23 protein-coding genes are annotated in these 19,487 nt (G+C 39.4%); 14 read left to right on the top strand and 9 right to left on the bottom strand.

Annotated features, from left to right (window positions below; all coding sequences use genetic code 11):
• The first annotated feature begins 144 nt into the window (after positions 1 to 144).
• The 5 genes from BFI01S_RS13430 (at position 145) to BFI01S_RS13405 (ending at position 3,376) form a co-directional block, all read left to right on the top strand.
• Positions 145 to 510, top strand: coding sequence for a helix-turn-helix domain-containing protein (locus tag BFI01S_RS13430; protein WP_061793080.1), 366 nt, complete (start codon positions 145 to 147; stop codon positions 508 to 510).
• Positions 511 to 554: 44 nt separating this feature from the next.
• Positions 555 to 947: a transposase gene (locus BFI01S_RS13425; RefSeq protein WP_061793079.1), complete on the top strand. Its 393-nt coding sequence runs from the start codon at positions 555 to 557 to the stop codon at positions 945 to 947.
• A gap of 412 nt (positions 948 to 1,359) precedes the next feature.
• On the top strand, positions 1,360 to 1,614 hold the full coding sequence (locus BFI01S_RS13415) for a hypothetical protein (protein ID WP_235831182.1): 255 nt from the start codon (positions 1,360 to 1,362) through the stop codon (positions 1,612 to 1,614).
• 203 nt (positions 1,615 to 1,817) lie between these two features.
• The gene (locus BFI01S_RS13410; RefSeq protein WP_061793077.1) at positions 1,818 to 2,792 is read left to right on the top strand and encodes a proline dehydrogenase family protein; all 975 of its coding nucleotides are present in this window, start codon (positions 1,818 to 1,820) and stop codon (positions 2,790 to 2,792) included.
• Between the two features lie 119 nt (positions 2,793 to 2,911).
• Positions 2,912 to 3,376, top strand: coding sequence for a GNAT family N-acetyltransferase (locus tag BFI01S_RS13405; protein WP_061793076.1), 465 nt, complete (start codon positions 2,912 to 2,914; stop codon positions 3,374 to 3,376).
• A gap of 33 nt (positions 3,377 to 3,409) precedes the next feature.
• Here BFI01S_RS13405 and BFI01S_RS13400 read toward each other — a convergent pair whose 3' ends face one another.
• Together BFI01S_RS13400 and BFI01S_RS13395 are read right to left on the bottom strand one after the other, a co-directional pair.
• Positions 3,410 to 4,195, bottom strand: coding sequence for an endonuclease/exonuclease/phosphatase family protein (locus BFI01S_RS13400; protein ID WP_061793075.1), 786 nt, complete (start codon positions 4,193 to 4,195; stop codon positions 3,410 to 3,412).
• Between the two features lie 2 nt (positions 4,196 to 4,197).
• Positions 4,198 to 5,838 carry a PTS transporter subunit IIBC gene (locus BFI01S_RS13395; protein ID WP_061793074.1) on the bottom strand — a complete coding sequence of 547 codons (1,641 nt, stop codon included), beginning with the start codon at positions 5,836 to 5,838 and terminating at the stop codon, positions 4,198 to 4,200.
• A 490-nt stretch (positions 5,839 to 6,328) separates the two neighbouring features.
• Between BFI01S_RS13395 and BFI01S_RS13390 the strand changes: the two genes are divergently transcribed.
• Genes BFI01S_RS13390 through menC form a run of 4 tightly spaced genes read left to right on the top strand, consistent with a single transcriptional unit; the run spans position 6,329 to position 10,589 of the window.
• Complete coding sequence (locus BFI01S_RS13390) at positions 6,329 to 7,183, top strand: MurR/RpiR family transcriptional regulator (RefSeq protein WP_061793073.1); 855 nt, start codon at positions 6,329 to 6,331, stop codon at positions 7,181 to 7,183.
• Positions 7,184 to 7,234: 51 nt separating this feature from the next.
• Positions 7,235 to 8,617, top strand: a complete 1,383-nt coding sequence (locus tag BFI01S_RS13385) for a YjiH family protein (RefSeq protein ID WP_061793072.1) — start codon at positions 7,235 to 7,237, stop codon at positions 8,615 to 8,617.
• A 36-nt stretch (positions 8,618 to 8,653) separates the two neighbouring features.
• Positions 8,654 to 9,475 carry a GNAT family N-acetyltransferase gene (locus tag BFI01S_RS13380; RefSeq protein WP_061793071.1) on the top strand — a complete coding sequence of 274 codons (822 nt, stop codon included), beginning with the start codon at positions 8,654 to 8,656 and terminating at the stop codon, positions 9,473 to 9,475.
• A gap of 4 nt (positions 9,476 to 9,479) precedes the next feature.
• Entirely contained in the window at positions 9,480 to 10,589 is a 1,110-nt protein-coding gene (gene menC, locus BFI01S_RS13375) for an o-succinylbenzoate synthase (protein WP_061793070.1), read from the top strand.
• 259 nt (positions 10,590 to 10,848) lie between these two features.
• On the opposite strand, the gene BFI01S_RS24370 is transcribed toward menC, so the two are convergent.
• Together BFI01S_RS24370 and BFI01S_RS13370 are read right to left on the bottom strand one after the other, a co-directional pair.
• A complete protein-coding gene (locus BFI01S_RS24370) occupies positions 10,849 to 10,974 on the bottom strand; it encodes a hypothetical protein (RefSeq protein ID WP_268875330.1) in 126 nt (41 codons plus the stop codon).
• A gap of 83 nt (positions 10,975 to 11,057) precedes the next feature.
• The gene (locus tag BFI01S_RS13370; RefSeq protein WP_061793069.1) at positions 11,058 to 11,252 is read right to left on the bottom strand and encodes an alpha/beta-type small acid-soluble spore protein; all 195 of its coding nucleotides are present in this window, start codon (positions 11,250 to 11,252) and stop codon (positions 11,058 to 11,060) included.
• Between the two features lie 283 nt (positions 11,253 to 11,535).
• Between BFI01S_RS13370 and BFI01S_RS13365 the strand changes: the two genes are divergently transcribed.
• From BFI01S_RS13365 to BFI01S_RS13355, 3 genes are read left to right on the top strand one after another with little or no spacing between them, the layout of a single operon-like run.
• On the top strand, positions 11,536 to 12,786 hold the full coding sequence (locus tag BFI01S_RS13365; protein WP_373682889.1) for an ammonium transporter: 1,251 nt from the start codon (positions 11,536 to 11,538) through the stop codon (positions 12,784 to 12,786).
• Between the two features lie 34 nt (positions 12,787 to 12,820).
• Complete coding sequence (locus tag BFI01S_RS13360; protein ID WP_061793067.1) at positions 12,821 to 13,804, top strand: DUF294 nucleotidyltransferase-like domain-containing protein; 984 nt, start codon at positions 12,821 to 12,823, stop codon at positions 13,802 to 13,804.
• Positions 13,804 to 14,532 (top strand): exonuclease domain-containing protein, encoded by a 729-nt coding sequence (locus BFI01S_RS13355; RefSeq protein WP_061793066.1) that lies wholly within the window; start codon positions 13,804 to 13,806, stop codon positions 14,530 to 14,532. Before BFI01S_RS13360 ends, BFI01S_RS13355 begins: the two co-directional genes overlap by 1 nt.
• 307 nt (positions 14,533 to 14,839) lie before the next feature.
• On the opposite strand, the gene BFI01S_RS13350 is transcribed toward BFI01S_RS13355, so the two are convergent.
• Positions 14,840 to 15,172: a hypothetical protein gene (locus tag BFI01S_RS13350; protein WP_061793065.1), complete on the bottom strand. Its 333-nt coding sequence runs from the start codon at positions 15,170 to 15,172 to the stop codon at positions 14,840 to 14,842.
• Between the two features lie 154 nt (positions 15,173 to 15,326).
• On the bottom strand, positions 15,327 to 15,560 hold the full coding sequence (locus BFI01S_RS13345) for a helix-turn-helix domain-containing protein (protein ID WP_061793064.1): 234 nt from the start codon (positions 15,558 to 15,560) through the stop codon (positions 15,327 to 15,329).
• A 192-nt stretch (positions 15,561 to 15,752) separates the two neighbouring features.
• Between BFI01S_RS13345 and BFI01S_RS13340 the strand changes: the two genes are divergently transcribed.
• Positions 15,753 to 16,322, top strand: a complete 570-nt coding sequence (locus BFI01S_RS13340) for an HAD-IA family hydrolase (RefSeq protein ID WP_061793063.1) — start codon at positions 15,753 to 15,755, stop codon at positions 16,320 to 16,322.
• Positions 16,323 to 16,414: 92 nt separating this feature from the next.
• On the opposite strand, the gene BFI01S_RS13335 is transcribed toward BFI01S_RS13340, so the two are convergent.
• From BFI01S_RS13335 to BFI01S_RS13325, 3 genes are all read right to left on the bottom strand, one after another.
• Entirely contained in the window at positions 16,415 to 16,681 is a 267-nt protein-coding gene (locus tag BFI01S_RS13335) for a YczO family protein (protein WP_061793062.1), read from the bottom strand.
• A gap of 14 nt (positions 16,682 to 16,695) precedes the next feature.
• Positions 16,696 to 16,818 carry a hypothetical protein gene (locus BFI01S_RS13330; protein ID WP_061793061.1) on the bottom strand — a complete coding sequence of 41 codons (123 nt, stop codon included), beginning with the start codon at positions 16,816 to 16,818 and terminating at the stop codon, positions 16,696 to 16,698.
• 183 nt (positions 16,819 to 17,001) lie between these two features.
• Positions 17,002 to 18,438: a carbon starvation CstA family protein gene (locus tag BFI01S_RS13325; RefSeq protein ID WP_061793060.1), complete on the bottom strand. Its 1,437-nt coding sequence runs from the start codon at positions 18,436 to 18,438 to the stop codon at positions 17,002 to 17,004.
• 228 nt (positions 18,439 to 18,666) lie between these two features.
• On the opposite strand from BFI01S_RS13325, the gene tgl reads away from it, so the two are divergent.
• Positions 18,667 to 19,407 (top strand): spore coat transglutaminase TGL, encoded by a 741-nt coding sequence (tgl, locus tag BFI01S_RS13320; RefSeq protein ID WP_061793059.1) that lies wholly within the window; start codon positions 18,667 to 18,669, stop codon positions 19,405 to 19,407.
• The last annotated feature ends 80 nt before the right edge of the window (positions 19,408 to 19,487 follow it).

Raw genomic sequence — 19,487 nt, 5'->3', positions numbered from 1 at the left:
AGCCGAAGTGTAAAAAGGAAATGAGCAAAAAGTGTAAAATTCGACTTGACGTCTACACTTATCCAGATGCACATGCATTTGGTATTGTATTAGATGATGTAAAGGAGAAGGATAATTAGGTCTTTAAATAAGGAGGTATAGCCTGTGTTTATCGGTAAAAGTTTGACCAAAATACGAGTCCTCAATGATTTAAGTAGGAATCAATTGGCAGAAAGGCTTGGTGTAACTGAGCAGGCTATTTGGCAATATGAGAATGGATATATGTCTCCGAAACTAGAAGTGGTAAATAAATTAAAAACAATTTTTAACGTAAAGTCGTCTTATTTTTATAACTCTGATCTTGTATCTAAAGCTGACTTAACCAATATAAATGTGGAAAATATTGCGTATCATTCAGAGGCAATTAATTCCTTAAATAAAACTCAAAGTGAATTAATGCATATAAGATTTATTGACGTTTTCTTAAAAAAAGTTGAAGAAAAATTGCTTACCCCAAAAATTATCTTGTAGGATTGCGAAATGGCATTATCTCATTCATAAAAGAAAATTCTGAAATGGATAGGGATATTCAGATTAAAAATATTGCAAAAATAGCACGAATAAGAATTGGTTTAGACGAAGATTCGAATAAAAACTTACTTTTTTTACTTGAAAAGGCCGGGGCTTTTGTATTAGAAAAAGAAATTAGTAATACAATTAATGCAACACTAGTGATTCCATATGATTATTTAAAAAAGTCTTGGCAAAAAGTATTACATGATTTAACCAAACAATGGTTCCCGAATAATCAAGCAGTCTTAAAACTAATAAATGAATTGTATCAACGTTATCCAAAAGGTTTCTATGTGAATGCTGAGCAGAAAATGAGAGATGCAAAAGGAGCTGCTAAATATATTGGAAGATATTTAGCTAGACCTGCAGTTGCAGAGTATCGAATAGATGAATAAGACGGTAAAACAGTAAGGTTTTGGTATGAAGACCATACAACAAAAAAGAGAGTAGATGAAGCACTTCCGGTATATAAGTTTTTATTTAACTGAATACAGCATATTTCTCCCAAGCATTTTCGAATGGTTGGTCGTTTTGGTTTGTACAGTAGAAGGTCATATCAAAGAGCTAAGAATGTTCTAGATTTATACTCTTTTATTAGGACGAAGCAACTTTCAATGGTATTAGAAAGCAAAAAGAAAAGAAAATCATACCGTCAAAGAATGATTGAAGCATTTGATAATGATCCTTTTAAATGTCCTTATTGCCATCGTCAGATGGACTTGGTTGAAATTTGGCATGCTGATTATGGATTCCTGTATCATTACATGGAAGATATGGAATGTATTAATACTGGGAGGAAATATGTAAATGTCCAAAAACAAAGAGCAGGATGATATGAGTAAAGAACTTTTAAGGTGGTTGGAAGAGGACGATCCTTTCGGATTAAACGAAGAAATAAAAACTATTATTTTTAAGTGTAAGGATTGTCGTAAGGAGGACGATGTTCCTGATTTTGTTGTGCATGAATTTGGATTAGAAAACAAGAAAAATCAAGAAGTGAAAGTTGAGTGTCCTTATTGTGGAGGCACAATGATTAGGGCGAAAAATAACCCAAGTGATTAAACTTCACCTTGGTAGTGTGTTTTTAGTCGCGTTAGCGATTTTGTTCTTCACAGGGAATTTGTCTTCTGAACTGGGAACTCCTGCGATATTTTACCGAAACAGTGATAGGGAATCGTAAAAATATAAAAATTCACAAAATAATTTTTATTGAAAATCTATGCTATAATTTTATTGTGAAATTACAAGAGTTAGGGGATATTTCTATGTTGAAAGATCTATTTATAGGCCTTTCCCAAAACGAATTTCTGAATAGCGCTGCAAAGAAATATGGGTTGAAATTGGGAGCGCAGAATGTAGTTGCGGGGACAAATTTAGATGAAGCAATTCAGAGCATAAAAGAGCTTAATGCTCATGGCATCTCTTGTACTGTCGATAACCTAGGGGAATTTGTATATCAAAAAGAAGAGGCGGCAGAAGCGAAAAAACAAATAATAGAAGTGATAGAGGCCATTCATGAAAATCAGGTGGATGCACATATCTCTTTAAAGCCTTCTCAATTAGGCCTTGATATTGACTACTCCTTCTGCCTTGAAAATGTTAGGGAGATAGTAGAGAAAGCAAGCCATTATGGTATTTTTGTGAATATGGATATGGAAGACTCCAAGCGTTTGCAGCCTTCCTTTGACATTTTGGATGAATTATCCAAAGAATACAATAACTTCGGTACAGTTATTCAGGCATATTTCCTGGATGCAGAAGAAGATCTGAAGAAATATCAGAACTTCCGGCTGCGGATTGTAAAAGGAGCGTACAAAGAGCCTGAAGAAATTGCTTATCAGGACAAAAATGACATTGACGCTAACTTTATAAAATTAATAGAATGGCATTTGCTGAATGGCAAATTCACGTCAATTGCAACACATGACCATAATGTAATTAATCATGTAAAAGATTTTGTAAGGGCTAACAATATTCCTAAAGATAAATTTGAATTCCAAATGCTCTATGGCTTCCGCAAGGATATGCAGCTGAAGCTTGCTGGTGAAGGCTATAATTTCTGCACATATGTTCCTTTTGGACATGACTGGTATGGCTACTTCATGAGACGCCTGGCAGAACGGCCGCAGAACTTAAACCTTGTGGCCAAGCAGGTATTTACCAAGAAAACAAATACTGTCATTGGTGTTGCAGCAGGAGCTTTCTTATTAGGCAGATTGACAAAGAAACGGAAAAAATAATAATGCAGGAGCCTCCCTATAAATTTTAGTGGGAGGCTTTTTATCTTTTTATAAAGGAATTCTTTGCTATGGCTGCGAATTTATTTTGAGTAATGATTTGGAATGAGAGGAAAGATGACATGGATTTACAACTGAAACCTGTTACAGAGAAAAATTTTTTTGAGGTAATTAATTTGAAATCTGAAGAAGAGCAGGAAAAGAAGTTTCAAATTTTCGAAAGGTTTGTCGGTTCCAATGCTTTTTTCATTGCTCTGGCTTCAGTCAATGGCTGGACATGTAAAGCTATATACGATAGCGAATCATTAATTGGCTTTGCGACTCATGGTCTGGATAAAGAGCATGGCCGCTATGAACTTGTCAGTCTGATGCTTGGACATCAATTTCAGGGGAAGGGCTATGGCATACCGGCTATTGAACTTGTAATTGAGGAAATGAAAGAGAAATATGGGTGCCATGAAATCTACCTATCTGTCATCAAGGAGAACGAGCCGGCTATTTGTGTATATGAGAAAGTTGGTTTTGAACCGACAGGTGAGGTTTTTCAGGCTTTTCATCCGGAACCTATCTATAAGTTAAAAGTGTAAAAAGCCCCTGACTGAATTGTCAGGGGCTTTTGCTTATATTTCAATTTCAACACCATAATGATCTGAAATGATGGGTTTGTTTGTGCCATTAAAAATAACTCGGGAATATTTTGGATGGATCGGATACGATGATAAAATCAAGTCGATGCGCATCTCATGTTTATTTTCGTCCCAGCCGGCAATTTTGCCTTTAACCGTCACTCCTGAATCCTTCTTGTCTGCTAATTCAAAAGTGTCATAAAGCCCTTTGTCAATGAGAAAGTCATAACCTTCATTGCGGACATACGCCGAGCTGTTGAAATCACCCATAAAAATGGCGGGTTCATCTTTAGATGCATGTGCAAGAAGAGATTCAGCCTGAAATTTAAAGGATTCTTCTTCATCATCCCACCAGCCAAGGTGACAAGAATAAAATGTAATTGGTCTGTTTTTGTAAACTATTTTAACACCAATAATTTTTCGTGTCTTCCAGAGTGCCTGGTCTTTATTTTGGGTAATAAAGAAGGAAAAATCCTCCTTTATTTCATGCTTTGTCAATATGGCAAGACCCTCTTCATATATATCATAGCCAATATGTGAGAAATCCCATTTAAAAACGTAATCTTCCACACCTATTTTTCTCAATTCTTCAATTAACAGCAGTGCATAGTTATCTTTTTTGATATGGCCATCTATTAAATGGGCTTTGATATGCTGGCTGACTTCCTGCAGAGCGATGACATCATAGCGGTTCTCCTTAATAGCTTCAGCAAGAATTTTAATTTTTTCCAGCTGCTGTTCCTCCTGCCATGAGTGACAGTTTAGAGTTAATAATTTCATTGTTAAGCTCCCAAAAGGTCTTGGATATCAGATTTAAGGACATCTGCTTTTGGTCCATAAATTGCCTGAACGCCTTTGTCCTTAACGATAAGACCTAAAGCTCCATTCTTCTTCCAGTCCTGTTCACCAGCAACTGATGCAGTGTCCTTTACTGTGACACGCAAGCGGGTCATACAGGCATCAACGTCTTCAATATTTTCTTTTCCGCCTAATAATTCGATTAACACAGGAGCTAGTGAATTTTTCTTGACTGAAGTATCTGAAGATGAAGCAGTATTTTCTTCTTCAATATAGTTTCCATTGCGTCCTGGTGTAGGGAAGTTAAATTTTCTGATCATAAAATTGGCAACCCAAAAGTTTAGTCCGAAGAATACAAGGCAGGCAATTACAAAGTTTACAAGATCCAGCCATAAACCAGCTTTTATAATCATTGGTGTTCTTGTAATCAATTCAATGATGCCAAAAGAATGAACACGGATATTAATAATGTCAACGACTGCAAATGCCAGACCTGTCATAACTGCATACACGATATAAAGAAGTGGAGCAGCAAACATGAACATAAATTCAATCGGTTCTGTTACTCCAGTTAAAAATACCGCCAAACCAGCGGAGAAGAACATCGATTTGTATTTCTTCTTTTTCTCAGGATCTACATTGCGGTACATTGCAAGCGCAATTCCCAATAAGGCAGCAGCGGACAGAATCATTTGGCCAACTTTAAAGCGGGCAGGGGTAACGTCATTCAGCAATTGCTTATAGCTTTCTGTATCTCCTGCAGCCAAAAAGTTATTCAGGTCAGCAATCCATGCGAGCCATAGCGGATCTTGTCCAGCGACCGTTGAACCTGCATTAGAGCCTGTAAGGATTTTATAAGTTCCGCCGAGCTCTGTATAATTAATTGGGACTGTCAGCATATGATGCAATCCAAATGGAAGAAGCAATCTTTCCAGTGCGCCAAAAACAAATGGAGCGATAACAGGTGCTGTATTCCGTGATGTAGCAATCCATTGTCCGAAATCATTTAAAAATCCTTGAATAAATGGCCAAACAATTGATAAGACCAAGGCTGCTGCAACAGAGCCGCCGATTACAGTGAAGGGTACAAATCGCTTTCCATTGAAAAAGGAAAGTGAATTTGGCAATTTATCATAGTTATAATACTTGTTAAATAAATTTGCGCCAAGAAAACCTGAAATAATCCCGACGAATACTCCCATATTTAATGCTGGTGCACCTAAAACAGAAGTGAAATAGTCCGGGACAATAAGATCTTGTCCAAAAAGGGATTTTACCGTGGCCTCGGTATTACCTAACATGTCGGACTTTACTCCGAATATGGCGCCTGTAATTCTATTAATCAGAATGAAAGCAATAAGAGCTGCAAACGCTCCGCCTGCACGCTCCTTAGCCCAGGAACCGCCAATTGCAACTGCAAATAAGATATGAAGATTTGTAATAATGGCCCAGCCGATATCCTCCAAAACTCGTGCAATCGCTTGCACAAATGCTATGTCAGTACCTGTCATGCCAACAAGCTTGCCAAGTGAAATCATAATACCTGCAGCTGGCATTACAGCCACTACTACAAGTAATGCCTTTCCAAACTTTTGCCAGAAATCAAAAGAAAATAATTTTTTCATTGTTCTTCTCTCCCTTATTGTATGGGCTTTCATTATGTGGACTAAAAAAGCATTCCCATAATTTCACAAAAAAATTTCGATGAATGCATGAATTTATTCTATGAAAATACTATTTAGTTTAATTATTATCTTAAAATAACACGGGTGGGAAAATGATGCAACCGTTTGCCTAAAAATTATTTTAGACGTTTAAGTATATCAAAGGTTAGCATTGAAAAATATTTTATAAGTCATTCATCATAAGGAAATATGATTTTATGCATAAAAATAAATTTTTATTTTTAAAAATACATTTTTCTCTTGCTAAAGAAGTATTTCATCCTTTAGAATTTACTAAAAGAAGGATTACCTTCACATAATAGAGTGGATTTCTAAACGAAATTTAAATAAAAATAATTTTGAATAGTGTAAAATCTTCTTGTTTGAGAAGCATTTCATGCTTTATAATTTGCATAAGAAGTTTTTCCTTCACTATTCATGAGGAGCCGGCATGGATAAGAAAACAATGAGCCAGATGATTAAAGAAAGCTATTCCTCACTCTCACCAGGACAGAGGAAAGCTGCTGAATTTATTTTGGAGCATGCTGATGAAGCAGTTTTATTAACAGCATTTCAAATCGGAAGAAATGCAGGAGTCAGTGAGACAACAGTCATTCGTCTTGCGTATGCACTTGGGTTCAGCGGTTATTCCCAAATGCAGGATCGAATCAGAAAAGAGTGGCTTGCCGGGAAACACCAGGATTACATTGAAAATGACTCAGCCATAGAAAATGCTGCGAAAGAGAACCTGTTTAGGAGAGTCATTGATCAAGAGAGGAAAATACTTCGGCAATTGCTTGATCAGGTTGATGAAAGGGAAGTTTGGAAAGCGATTGATGCATTAATACAGGCAGACAGGGTTTATATTGGGGGTTTTGGCAGCTCTTTTGCCGCAGCATACTGGTTTTATTACACACTTAAACAAATAAGGGGAAATGTTTTTATCTCAAGTCCTGGCGGTTTTCTTCCTGAGGATGTGTGTGATTTAACAGAGCAATCGGCCGTTGTCATTTTTTCTTTTCCTCGATACCGGAAAGAAGCGTTAAATCTTGCTTCTATTGCTGAAAGGCAAGGTTCCGGGATTGTTGCCATAACAGACCGCCAGCTTTCGCCAATCGGGCAGATGGCAGCAGTCACACTTACCACTGATGAACTTATGGATACCGGACATCATTCAATTGCTTCGGTTATTAGTTTATTGGAAGTGCTGATCGCAGGTATCGATGAACAGGATCATGAAAGGATTGCCAAAAGACAGCAGGAACTGGAAATCTTATACGCTGATCAGGAATTATTTGTTGAATAATTCTGATCAGCAGGGGAGTTAAATTCAGAATAATAAAAGGGGGCGTAACACATGAGCAGTCTTTCAAAGAAATTCATTCAGCAGGAGGAAACGGAATCCTATACAGCCGGGGACTATCTGAAATTTCTAATTCCTTCACTGGTCGGGGTTTTACTATTTATGGTGCCGATTCAAGGAGAAGAAGGGATTACCATTCCGGTTGCATATTTAGCAAATCAAATTAACGGGTTGCTGGGTGCTTCCATACCCGCGATTACGGTTACTATAATGGCTCTATCAGTTATTGGTTCACTGATAGCGGTAATTTTTAAACCGGGCTTTATCTTAAATAGTCCATATTTGAACAAATTATTGAATGTCAGTAAATTTTGGGTGGCAGCCCGTTTGCTTGGAACTGTTTTTGCTATTATTACTTTATTTAAAATTGGTCTGGAACCAGTATATTCAGAGAACACGGGCGCACTCTTAATTTATGATCTGATTCCAATCCTGTTTACTACATTTCTTCTGGCAGGTTTATTGCTGCCGCTTTTATTAAATTTTGGCCTTCTGGAATTTTTTGGTGCATTATTGATTAAAGTAATGAGGCCTGTTTTTAAGCTGCCGGGGCGTTCTTCGCTTGATTGTCTGGCATCATGGGTAGGTGATGGGACAATTGGAGTCCTGTTAACAACAAAACAATATGAAGAAGGATATTATACAAAGCGGGAGGCGGCAGTTGTTGCAACTACCTTCTCGGTTGTTTCCATTACGTTTACGATTGTCATTATACAATATTTAAATTTAGAACAATATTTCATACATTACTATTTAACAATTGTCCTTGCTGGTCTTGTGGCAGCTGTTGTAATGCCGCGGATTCCGCCATTATCCAGAAAAGCAGATACTGCTTATGAAGGGACAGTGATGAAGGAGGAAACTTCCATCCCTTCACATACTACACCTGTTAAATGGGGATTAAATAATGCTATTAAAAAGGCACGTACCAATAATAGTGCTGCAGCTGTTGTAAAAGAAGGTTTCGAGAATGTTTTGGACATGTGGATGGGAGTTTTGCCAATTGTTATGGCAATTGGAACGGTTGCCCTGGTGATTGCTGAATTCACCCCTGCTTTTACAATTATTGGCAAGCCGTTTGAACCGATCCTGGCTCTCATGCAAATTCCGGAAGCGGCAGAAGCGGCTCAGACAATGGTGGTTGGATTTGCAGACATGTTCCTTCCCGCTGTCATCGGCAGCGGCATTGAAAGTGAAATGACAAGATTTGTCATTGCTTGTGTCTCTGTAACACAGCTCGTTTACATGTCTGAAATGGGCGGCCTGCTTCTAGGGTCAAATCTCCCTGTCAGCATCAAGGATTTAATTCTTATTTTCCTTCTCCGCACGATTATTACGCTGCCGATTGTAGCTGCTGTAGCTCATATTATATTTTAGGAATTTTATCGCAATATGGGGGGAAAGGGGAAGGTTATGAAGCAAGAAGCATTAACATCACTGGTCATTAAAAACCTTCACACAGTTAAGGATCTTGAAGCTGTATATGAGCTTGAAGCAAGAATATGGAGTGTGGAAGAAGCTGTGCCTGTTAATCATACAGTGGCAGCGGTTAAAAATGGAGGGGTTGTGTTAGGCGCGTTCCTGGGAGAGGAACTGATTGGTTTTCAATACAGCTTTCCCGGCTTTGACGGCACAAAGGTATATCTTTGCTCTCACAGCCTTGGGATTCACCCGAAGTATCGGGCATTCGGGATTGGGGAAAAGCTGAAAAATGCGCAAAAACAGACTGCACTTAAGAAAGGTTATGATCTCATTTCATGGACCTACGACCCTCTTGAAACTGTAAATGCCAATCTCAATCTTCATAAGCTCGGGGCTGTATGCACTCAATATATAGAAAATGCTTATGGTGAAATGTCAGACCATATGAATGCCGGCATACCATCTGATCGATTTTTAGTTGAGTGGCGGATTCAGGATGTTTGTCCTGAACGCAGGTGGTCTGCTGAAGTTCTGCCAAGGGCAATAGAAACAGGGGCCGCTGATGGTTCGGCTGTCCCTGAAAAAGTAAATTTAGACTATGAAAATGAAAAAATTCTTATACCAGTCCCAGGGAATTTTCAGGACATAAAAAAGCGGGATTTTGAATTGGCTCTTAAATGGAGAAAGAGCACGAAAGAAGCATTTGCTCATTATCTCAGCAAAGGCTGGATTGTAACAGATCTTATAAAGGACGAGGCTGCGGAAAATCAATACTTATATCTTTTGGAAAAAGAGATAATGCCGGGAGAATGAGAAAATGGAAATTAAAAGCATCGTTTTAAGGCACGTAAAAATGGAGCTGCTGAATCCATTTACTACAAGTGTAGGAACAGAAGTAGATAAGGACTTTATTCTGGTAGAAGTTAAATCAATAAGCGGACAGTCAGGGTGGGCGGAATCGGTATCCATTGTGGAGCCAATCTACAATGAAGAAACAGTTAAAACAAATTGGCATATTATGAGTGATCATTTAATACCCATCCTTTTTGCATCAGAGATTCGGCACCCTGATGATGTTTCAGAGGCTTTCAGGCCAATCAGGGGAAATTTTAATGCCAAAGCAGCGCTGGAGGGTGCTGTCTGGGACCTTTATGCCAGGGAGAGTGGGATCTCGCTCTCAAAAGCTCTGGGCGGGGAAAAGGAAAAAATAGAGGTGGGCGTTAGTGTCGGAATTCAGAAGTCAGAAATAAAGATGCTTAAGCAAATTGAAGGATATGTAAATGAGGGTTACCAGCGGATCAAAGTGAAAATTAAGCCTGGCTGGGATGTACATATCTTAAAAGCCATCCGTGCCCAGTTTCCTGATATTAAGCTTATGGCTGATGCTAATTGCGCCTATACACTTAATGATATTAGTCATCTTCAAAGGATGGAGGAGTTTAATCTAATGATGATTGAACAGCCTTTGGATCATGATGATATTATCGACCATGCCAAGCTTCAAAGTCATTTGAAAACACCAATTTGCCTGGATGAAAGTATTCATACCTTTGAGGATGCCAGAAAGGCGATTGAGCTTGGAAGCTGCAGAATCATAAACTTAAAAATTGGCCGGGTTGGCGGGCTAACAGAGTCAAGAAAAATTCACGACCTTTGCAGAGATCATAATATTCCGATGTGGTGCGGCGGAATGCTTGAAGCTGGAATAGGACGTGCACACAATATTGCCATAACTTCCCTATCCAATTTTACACTTCCTGGTGATACCGCCCCGTCTTCTCATTATTGGAAAGAAGATATCGTCGAACCTGAAGTCACTATGGAAGACGGTTTTATATACGTGCCCCAGGGCCCGGGAATAGGCTTTGAGCCTAATCGCTCTAAAATAGAGGATGTAACACTTTACAGCAGGACTTTTTCAAATTAATAAAGAGAAACTTCAATCAGTGGGGGGTTCCTTATCCCCACTGATTGTTAGTTGAACCAATCGGGTCTTACTGCCCGTTAGCCTGGGCTGTTCTCCATCTTGCTATTGGAACAGCATTATTTGCAATTCTTTGTGAGGCGGGAGTATTTGCCTCCTCTTCCAGCAGGATCAGAAGGGTTGGGGAAAAGAGCGGTAATCCTTATTATGGATGATATCCATACCAAAAAAGGCAGTCAAGTGACATGCCTTTTTTGTTTTGTTATTTTTGCAGATCTTTTTTAGTAATTTCGCTTCGGATATTTGCCTCTCTTGAGAACTCTGGATCCTGCTTTTTATTATTTGGATATTTTTTTTTTCTTTCGCGGTTGTCATTTTTGTTGGTCATAGGTCTGCCTCCAATGGTAAGTGTACTGTTAGGTGTGCAAAAAGACCGGCCCCAGGGCAGGGCCGGTAGCCCAGAAAGCACTTTTACTGATTTTGCTGATTTTTAAGCTGCTGCTCTGCCATTGCGACAAGGCGCTTTGTCATTTCCCCGCCGACAGAACCGTTTGCTCGTGCGGTTGTATCAGCACCAAGCTGAACTCTAAACTCATTGGCAATCTCCTGTTTCATTTGATCCAATACATTTCCTGCACCGGGTACCAAAAGTTTGTTTCTTGCCATGATACATCACTCCCGACGATAAATTGAGCAAATAAATGCTCGTTTTTAACTTAACCGATTAAAGAACAGCAGATGCACCTATAAAATTGCCAATCCAAATAATCTATTCATGTAAGGTTTTATAACATATAAATTATAAAACTTCAAAAAACTTATTGACATCAGTGTAAAAAAGAGTAAAATAAGGATTAAATTTATAATATGTAAGGAAATATAACATGAATTTAATGTTAGTTCTTACATAAAAAATAGGGAGGAATTACAATTGGAGGCGACTTTTTTAATGAATAGTCTTTGGGTGATGCTGGGGGCCATTTTAGTCATTTTTATGCTTGGCGGGTTTATTATGCTGGAAGCCGGTTCTACCAGGATGAAAAATGCAGGTCATATTGCAGGAAAAACGATCTTTACCTTTGGTTTATCATCATTAGTGTTTTGGGCAGTGGGCTTTGGCTTCATATTTGGCAGTAATGCAAATTTCCTGGTCGGGCTTACAAATTTCTTCTACTCAGGTGCTGAACTTGATGGAATGGGCTTATCATCTTCTGTATTCTTCGTATTCCAGATGGCGTTTGCCGGTATTGCCATCACGATTGCACTAGGCGGATTTGCTGAACGTGCAAAACTATCCGTTTACCTCATTTTCACCGTATTATTTTCCGCAATTGTTTATCCTGTCGTCGCACATTGGATTTGGGGAGGAGGCTGGCTGGCTGAACACGGCAAGCAGGACTTTGCTGGTTCAACAGTGGTTCACTTAACAGGTGCTATGGCAGCCTTGGCCGCTACTATTTTGCTCAAGCCCCGAATTGGAAAGTTTAACAAGGACGGTTCGGCAAACAATATTTACGGCCATAACCAAGTATATACAGCCTTGGGTGTACTGATCCTTTGGGTTGGCTGGTTCGGTTTTAACGCCGGGAGTACATTGACTGTGGAAGATGGGTTCTTTGGATTTGTAGCTCTTAATACAAATCTTGCAGCGGGAGCAGGCGCAGTAGCAGCTTTAATTATATCCTGGGTGGTTATGGGAAGATCGGATGTGCCGACAATGCTAAACGGAGCTCTTGCTGGCCTGGTAGCTATTACAGCTTCCTGTGCATTTGTAGATACATGGGCAGCTGTTGTCATAGGGTTTGTAGCAGGAATTCTGGTATTTTACAGTGTGCGTTTCTTTGAAAAGAGAAGAATCGATGATCCCATTTTTGCATTATCTGTTCACGGTGCAGCTGGGGTTTGGGGGACAATTTCCACAGGATTCTTTGCAACACCCGAATTGGCTGCAGTCGGAAAGCCTGGGTTGTTTTATGGCGGAGGTTTTGAACAGCTGGGAGTCCAGTTTCTGGGTGTAGCTGTATCCGGTCTTTATGCTTTTGCTGTATCGTTCATTATTTTGGCCGCAGCCAAGAAAGTATTGGGAGGACTTCGGGTATCAGAAGAAGAAGAAATTATGGGATTAGATTTAAGTGAACATGGAAGCTACGGGTATCCGGAAGTCTTTATGGCTGAGGAAAACAAAAGATTAAGTTCATAAGCAAGACTCGAGCTTTCTTAAAGGAAGTGCCTGAATGGAATCATCATTTAATTCTTACCAATCCCTGAAAAAGTGGAAAGAGGAGCAGATAATAAAATATCCCAATGATACCAATGCCCTGAATGAATTCCACGACGTCACCATGAAAGCTGTTTTTACCATTGCTTCGGAGCAATTGAAAATAGAAAGATCACCTTCATGGAGGTTTGCCTGGTTTACGATGGGAAGTAGCGGGAGAAAGGAACAAGGCTTCCTGAGTGACCAGGACCATGGATTGATTTTTGAACCGGGAGACGAAGAAGCAGAAGCGTATTTTCTACAGTTGGGCGAGGAAATTTCAAGAGGTCTTCATGAAGCTGGATATCCCTATTGCGAAGGGAAAGTGATAAGTTCAAATCCGTTGTGGTGCAAGCCGCTTTCTAAATGGAAAAGGCAGATTCAGGCGTGGATGAAGGAGGAGAGTCTAGAGACGATAAGAAATCTTCACATTTTTTATGACAGCAGAGTGCTTGTTGGGAAAGAGGTGTATATTGCTGAATTGAAGTCCTGTATCCACCAGAATATCCAAAAATGCCCTCATTTGCTGACCAGAATGTTGGAGACCAGTATGCATATAAAGAAATCGGTTGGTCCATTTGGCCAGCTTCTGACAGAGGAAAAGGGGGAGCATCAAGGAGAGCTGGATTTAAAAAATGCCGCATTTATTCCTTATGTAAATGCGGTTAGAATCCTTGCAGCCAAGGAAGGGTTATCGGAGACATCCACTATTGACCGAATGGGCAAGCTCAAAAAAATGAAATGTTATGAGGAGGAAATGGGTAAATATAAAAGTAATTTTGCTGCTTTGTTAAAATGGAGGCTCCAATCATACAGGCAAAGCGATACTTATGATGATACCCATTACCTTCAACTGAAATCCTTACTTGAATCTGAAAGAAATGAATTGAAGAAAATTTTAAAGGATGGCAAAAAGCTTCAACGGTTTGTGATTCGGGCCATTGAAAAGGGTGAAGTTTAATGGGATTCCATCCTTTTGTCCAATTTGTCAGAAGTATTCAAGGAAAACTTCAAACTAATATGTTCGGTGGGATGAATGGTCAAAATCCGCAGCATATCGCATTTATAAGGCAAATGCAGAGGGAACTGGAGAATACTGATGTAATGGCTATTCCATTCAAAAAACTGAATGTGACTGTCTTTGATATTGAGACAACAGGATTTTATCCGGATAAAGGGGATCAGATTATTTCGATTGGTGCGATTAAAATTATTAGCGGGAAAGTCAGTGAAGACAATTTTTATTCACTTGTTCATTTTGATGAGCCTCTTCCAAGTGAAATAAAAGAGCTGACAGGTCTATCTGAGGATGATTTAGAAAAAGCTCCTCCCCTCTCGGAGGTATTGATTAGCTTTCTTGAATTTGTAAAGGAAATGCCGCTTGTTGCCCATCATGCGAACCACGAGAAAAGCTTTATGCAGTACAGCAGCTGGAAGCTTTTTCGCACGCCATTCAAGCACAGGATATTAGATACTTCCTTCCTATATAGGATAACTGATCCTAATAAAGTATTATGGAAATTAGAAGATATCTGTGAATTTTATAACATCCCTGTTAAGGAGCGCCATCATGCGCTGGGAGATGCAAAGCTGACAGCTATCCTCTGGTGCTGCTTAATCGAGGAAGTTCATAAAGTAGGGTGCTCAAATTTAAAAGAAGTATACGAGTGCATTGCCAGGTTAAGGTGAAAAAAGGCAGCTTTTGATGGGAGAAGACGAAGCCAGCTGAGGTAACTTCGGACAGAAATCCTGTGGTAAAGCCAGTTTGAGTCTGAAGCCGAGGCAACTTCAGACAGAAACACCGGGATTAGGGAAGTTTGAGTCCGAACCTGAAGCAACTTCGGACACAATCCCCTCAAAGGTCCCAATTACTGTCTCAACCCCAAAAAAGATGCCAATAACCAATAAATCTAATTAAATAAAAGCCCCAATCACTATGAGATTGGGGCAAATTTGGTATTCCTGAGGCTCGGGGCAAAAAGCGCAAAATTCTCCCTTAGAATTCCCCGTCAAATGGAGTAAAAGGGATGTTAAGTCTATTCTCAACTGCTCTTAGTCTTTGATTTAGCCGATTAAGCCTTCGTGTATGGCGGTCAACGGTCTGGTTTAGCATTCTAACCTGGTCAGTCAGATTGACCAGCTGCCTGTTAAGCCTGGTAATTTCTCTGGATTGTTCCTGATTTTGCCTTTCCAAAGCAGTAACCCTTCTTTCGAGCTGCTGGGGCTGTCTGTCACTATCATATTGTTCGAACTGCTGAATTTCATATTCAGGGGTGAAGTGGGCTGCTGGCTGAGGAAGATAACCTTGATAATAGCCATATGGATACATTGGGCACTCTCCTTTTATGCAAAAATCCTATAACTCCATATAATCTATGCATAAATGGGCGGAGAGACACGGCAAATGCCTATTTTAATGGCGGGCTGTTTCTTTGTGGTCAATATTATCTTAGAAGGGAAGGTTTTAAAACGGCCGCCTCTGTTTACATGAAAGGGGGGACTTTGCTGATTTCCGAAACAAGAGAAGAAAGTGACTGCATCTGCTGGTCATCGAGGTCAAAAGCAATTTTGATCTTGTTTTCCAGATCAGCTGTTACTCTTCTCTTGCCCACCTCAACCAGAGCTATTAAAGAGAAGCTGCAGCTGACTACTCTTGCGAAATCACGCTGTGTCATGTTATAGCTCTTTCTGATTAACTTAATAATTTCTTTGTTCATTCTCATTCATCCTTTAACAATTCACCCATTCTCTCAGGGCTATGTTTTTTGTCTTATAGCTATTAAATTAGCATTGTGCTATAGGTTTGTCAAAGTAATTTAATGACACTGGAAAAGCAGTTTAGTAGATTGGCTGCAGGTATAATAACTAATATAAGGGGATAAAAAGAAAATAGAAGGGGGCTTTCACTGTTGAATATACTTTGGGATTTTGATGGCACTTTATTTGATACATATCCAGCTTATACAGCAATCGTCAGAGAGATTATAAGTGATGAAAAGGTTTCCGATGAAGAGATTTTTTGTCAGCTAAAGGTTTCTTTTAGCAATGCTTTTCAACATTTCAATTTAAATGAAGAGCAAATAAAAACAATCAGGATGAGGGCGAGACGGTTGCGTCCAAATGATTTAAAGCCTTTTCCTGAAGTGGAGAAGGTTCTAAAGCAGGCTGATAAGAATGTGATCATGACTCACAAGGAAAGAGATGATGTTCTATCCATATTAACCTTTCATAAATTAGATGGATACTTTACCGATATGGTAGCAGGAGACGATGGCTATCCGCGTAAGCCTCACACAGCTTCATATGAATTTCTGCATGAAAAGCATAAGGTGGAATTAGCAATAGGGGACAGGAAAATAGACATTCTGCCGGCAAAGAAACTTGGCATCAGGACCTGCCTTTTTCAGAATGAAACCCCTGGAGCAGATTACTATCTGAACCACTATAGGGAATTTAATAAGACAATAAAGCCATATTAGTAAAGAAGCCTGACACCCTTTTGGGTGCCAGGAGTTTAATTTTTATTATTTCTTTTAACTCTGATTTTGACCTTAATAGTATCATGGATTTCTTATGTTCTTGTTCCATCGTCATATTTATCGCCAAACAGCTTTTTCTTTTTTATTGTTTCAAAGTCTGCTTTGTATTTTTCTTCTGTAGATGAACAGCTCTTTATTTTTGATCCGTTTTTTTCTTCTTCTTTCTCTTGCTTTAAGTCTTCCATTGGAATAGGATCAACATTCTTTTCGCTTTCATACTTGTCAAATAAACTTTCTTTTTCGGTTTTATATTGCTCGGGGTTATCCATCTTTCCATTCTGAATGTTTTTGTCAGCCATATTTGTCACCCTCCTTATTTCCGGTTTTCTTCCTGAGGTTTTTCAGGTTCTCTTTGGGGTTCGATATCTCTATCGTTCTCTTGCTTTTTATCTTGTTCTATAGAATTATTTTTTTCAGAATAGGTTTTATCCGCCATAGTTAAACCCTCCTTTAACTGTTAGTATTCATTACCCTCTGAAGGCAGAGCAAAACCTAAATGACGATTAGCAAAGACCTGCAAGAGTTTAACGGCTTAATCCGAAATAAGAGAAGATGCTCTGTAAGGGATCTACCATAAAAAATGCACCTTCACTCTTGTGTGAGGTGCATTTTTAACGTTTCAAGCAGCTTTTAAGTTGGGGTTATTCTTGCTCAGCTGCCTTTGTTTTACGATTTGATAAACATACCAGCCTGTAATAAAGAGTGTAATAACTGATCCGATGATCATTGATAGTTGATAATCCATTTGAAATCCTTCAGGGGCATAGAAGATATAGGTGGATACTACACCGGTCATAAACAATGCAGGAACACCGCAAATCCAATGGAATTTGTTATTTTTCAAAAGATACATAGTGGCTGTCCAAAGCATGACCGCCGCTGTAACCTGATTTGTCCATCCGACATATCTCCAAAGGAATGAGTAATCGATTGTTGCCAGATATAAAGTAGGAAGAGCCACAGGTAAAGTGGTGATGACAACCTTCCATTTCCCATCCATTTTTATTAAAGATGAAAGTGATTCTGCCAGCATCATTCTTGAAGAACGAAGGGCAGTATCTCCGGTTGTTATCGGCAGGATGATTACACCTAGTATAGCAAGGATTCCTCCGAGCGTACCAAGGAGACTGCCCGAAATTTCATTAACCACTCCCGCTGGGCCACCAGCAGCTAATGCATCTTGAAGCCCTCCTGTTCCGCCGAAAAAGCTCATGCCCGCTGCTGCCCAGATTAAGGCAATAATTCCTTCGCCAATCATGGCGCCATAGAAAACCTTTCTTCCATCACTTTCCTTTTTTAATGTACGTGAGACAATTGGACTTTGTGTTGAATGAAAACCTGAGATCGCTCCGCATGAAATGGTGACCATCAGTAAAGGCCAGATTGGAAGTTCACCTGGATGAAGATTAGACAGTGTTACATTCGGTATGGATTTTTCACTGAAAAGCAGTGCGACTGCAATGGAAACTGCCATAAAAATTAATATTGCACCAAATAAAGGATAAATCTTTCCGATTATACGGTTTACTGGCAAAACAGCTGCCAGAATAAAGTAAGCAAAAATAATGAGCAATGATGCCATAAAACTTAATGGAGTTATACTTGAAATCAGCTGTGCCGGACCGGCAGTAAATGCAGCGGCAACCAAAACCATTAAGAGAATTGAAAATATATTAATGAACGTTTTGGCCGGTCTTCCTAAATATCTTCCGACAATGCTTGGAAATTGTTCCCCTTTATGCCTTAGAGAAAGCATCCCTGAAAAATAATCATGAACCGCCCCGGCAAAAATAGAACCGGCCACAATCCAGATAAAAGCTGCGGGTCCGTATAATGCGCCCATAATTGCACCGAAAATGGGACCTAACCCTGCAATATTCAAAAGCTGAATCAAGCTGCCTTTCCACCAGCTCATCGGAACAAAGTCCATTCCGTCTTTTTCCGTATAAGCGGGTGTAGGGCTGCTGTCATTAATACCAAATATACGCTCTACTACCTTGGAATAAATGGCATAACCTGCAATCAGCAAAACAATCGAACCTAAAAAAGTCGCCATGAGAAAAACCCCCTGTTGTAAGAAAATATAAGTATAATCTGAAACTTAAGAATATGTTGAATATTGTACAGGGTAACTGGAATAAAAAGCAAGCTTATTTCAGAAAAAAAGATATTTTCCGATAATAAATAACTGGGATTGGGTAAGTGATGGGGGTCAAATAATGAAGGAACCCTCCTGCAAATGAAACCATAAGCTACTATAAGTTCATTTGAAGGGGGGAAGACAATGATTATCCTTTCGAATAATCAGAATAAACCGGGGGCTTCCAGCTTTTTTGGAGTTCAGCGTGAAATTTATCTGGCGCTGGAGAGCAGTCCCGAGACTCATCAATACGATTCAATGCATGAACTGCTATTTGATATCCTTTTAAGGGAGAATATTATTAAAGCAGCCAGGCAGCTTCATGGGAGCCGTGTGGAGTTTGCACCCTTTAACACATCACGGTTCAATCCGCGCATATGGAGAAGGACGAATTATGGATATCTTCTTGATCCATCTGTTTTACCGTCAGATGCGATCATGGATGTGTTTACGAACAGCTGGGAATATGCTTTTGAATGTACAACAGCCATTGTGCTGATTTTTTATAAAGCTGTATTGGACTCCATCTCTGTCAGCCGCTTCAATACATTATTTCAGGGACTTCTTGTATGGGACTGGAATTATGATCATGACCTGTCGATTGTTACAAAAAGGGGCCGGAATTTCATACCTGGAGACGTCGTTTATTTTTACAATCCTGATTATGATCATCCAGTTTGGACAGGTGAGAATTCTGTTTATTTGGGCGGTGGCATGTTCTTTGGGCATGGGGTAGGCATGGAAAGCGAAGCAGGGATGATAAGAGCTCTTAACACGCTAAGAAAGCCAGGTGCTACAAGGGATGCTTATCTCATTTCACAGCATAGCCGATTGAACGTGAAGTATCTATCACAGTTTGCCAAGCGGCCATTGTCTGTATTGTGAAACGAAATTAAGCTGACATTTCAATAGGGTGAATCGCTTATTTTTCAGAAGCTATTCACCCTAAATTATCCTCAATTCTA

The sequence above is a fragment of the Cytobacillus firmus NBRC 15306 genome, assembly GCF_001591465.1.
Taxonomy (GTDB): domain Bacteria; phylum Bacillota; class Bacilli; order Bacillales; family Cytobacillaceae; genus Cytobacillus; species Cytobacillus firmus.
This window is presented reverse-complemented; position numbering and strand designations above follow the sequence as displayed.

Excerpts from the sequence above, each read along its gene's own strand:
- BFI01S_RS13350 (WP_061793065.1), bottom strand. The coding sequence starts at position 15,172 with ATGTATCCATATGGCTATTATCAAGGTTATCTTCCTCAGCCAGCAGCC.
- BFI01S_RS13325 (WP_061793060.1), bottom strand. The coding sequence starts at position 18,438 with ATGGCGACTTTTTTAGGTTCGATTGTTTTGCTGATTGCAGGTTATGCC.
- BFI01S_RS13385 (WP_061793072.1), top strand. The coding sequence starts at position 7,235 with ATGAGCAGTCTTTCAAAGAAATTCATTCAGCAGGAGGAAACGGAATCC.
- tgl (WP_061793059.1), top strand. The coding sequence starts at position 18,667 with ATGATTATCCTTTCGAATAATCAGAATAAACCGGGGGCTTCCAGCTTT.
- BFI01S_RS13335 (WP_061793062.1), bottom strand. The coding sequence starts at position 16,681 with ATGGCTGACAAAAACATTCAGAATGGAAAGATGGATAACCCCGAGCAA.
- BFI01S_RS13380 (WP_061793071.1), top strand. The coding sequence starts at position 8,654 with ATGAAGCAAGAAGCATTAACATCACTGGTCATTAAAAACCTTCACACA.
- menC (WP_061793070.1), top strand. The coding sequence starts at position 9,480 with ATGGAAATTAAAAGCATCGTTTTAAGGCACGTAAAAATGGAGCTGCTG.
- BFI01S_RS13345 (WP_061793064.1), bottom strand. The coding sequence starts at position 15,560 with ATGAACAAAGAAATTATTAAGTTAATCAGAAAGAGCTATAACATGACA.
- BFI01S_RS13355 (WP_061793066.1), top strand. The coding sequence starts at position 13,804 with ATGGGATTCCATCCTTTTGTCCAATTTGTCAGAAGTATTCAAGGAAAA.
- BFI01S_RS13330 (WP_061793061.1), bottom strand. The coding sequence starts at position 16,818 with ATGGCGGATAAAACCTATTCTGAAAAAAATAATTCTATAGAACAAGAT.
- BFI01S_RS13405 (WP_061793076.1), top strand. The coding sequence starts at position 2,912 with ATGGATTTACAACTGAAACCTGTTACAGAGAAAAATTTTTTTGAGGTA.
- BFI01S_RS13360 (WP_061793067.1), top strand. The coding sequence starts at position 12,821 with ATGGAATCATCATTTAATTCTTACCAATCCCTGAAAAAGTGGAAAGAG.
- BFI01S_RS13370 (WP_061793069.1), bottom strand. The coding sequence starts at position 11,252 with ATGGCAAGAAACAAACTTTTGGTACCCGGTGCAGGAAATGTATTGGAT.
- BFI01S_RS13400 (WP_061793075.1), bottom strand. The coding sequence starts at position 4,195 with ATGAAATTATTAACTCTAAACTGTCACTCATGGCAGGAGGAACAGCAG.
- BFI01S_RS24370 (WP_268875330.1), bottom strand. The coding sequence starts at position 10,974 with ATGACCAACAAAAATGACAACCGCGAAAGAAAAAAAAAATATCCAAAT.
- BFI01S_RS13395 (WP_061793074.1), bottom strand. The coding sequence starts at position 5,838 with ATGAAAAAATTATTTTCTTTTGATTTCTGGCAAAAGTTTGGAAAGGCA.
- BFI01S_RS13415 (WP_235831182.1), top strand. The coding sequence starts at position 1,360 with ATGTCCAAAAACAAAGAGCAGGATGATATGAGTAAAGAACTTTTAAGG.
- BFI01S_RS13390 (WP_061793073.1), top strand. The coding sequence starts at position 6,329 with ATGGATAAGAAAACAATGAGCCAGATGATTAAAGAAAGCTATTCCTCA.
- BFI01S_RS13410 (WP_061793077.1), top strand. The coding sequence starts at position 1,818 with ATGTTGAAAGATCTATTTATAGGCCTTTCCCAAAACGAATTTCTGAAT.
- BFI01S_RS13365 (WP_373682889.1), top strand. The coding sequence starts at position 11,536 with ATGAATAGTCTTTGGGTGATGCTGGGGGCCATTTTAGTCATTTTTATG.
- BFI01S_RS13425 (WP_061793079.1), top strand. The coding sequence starts at position 555 with ATGGATAGGGATATTCAGATTAAAAATATTGCAAAAATAGCACGAATA.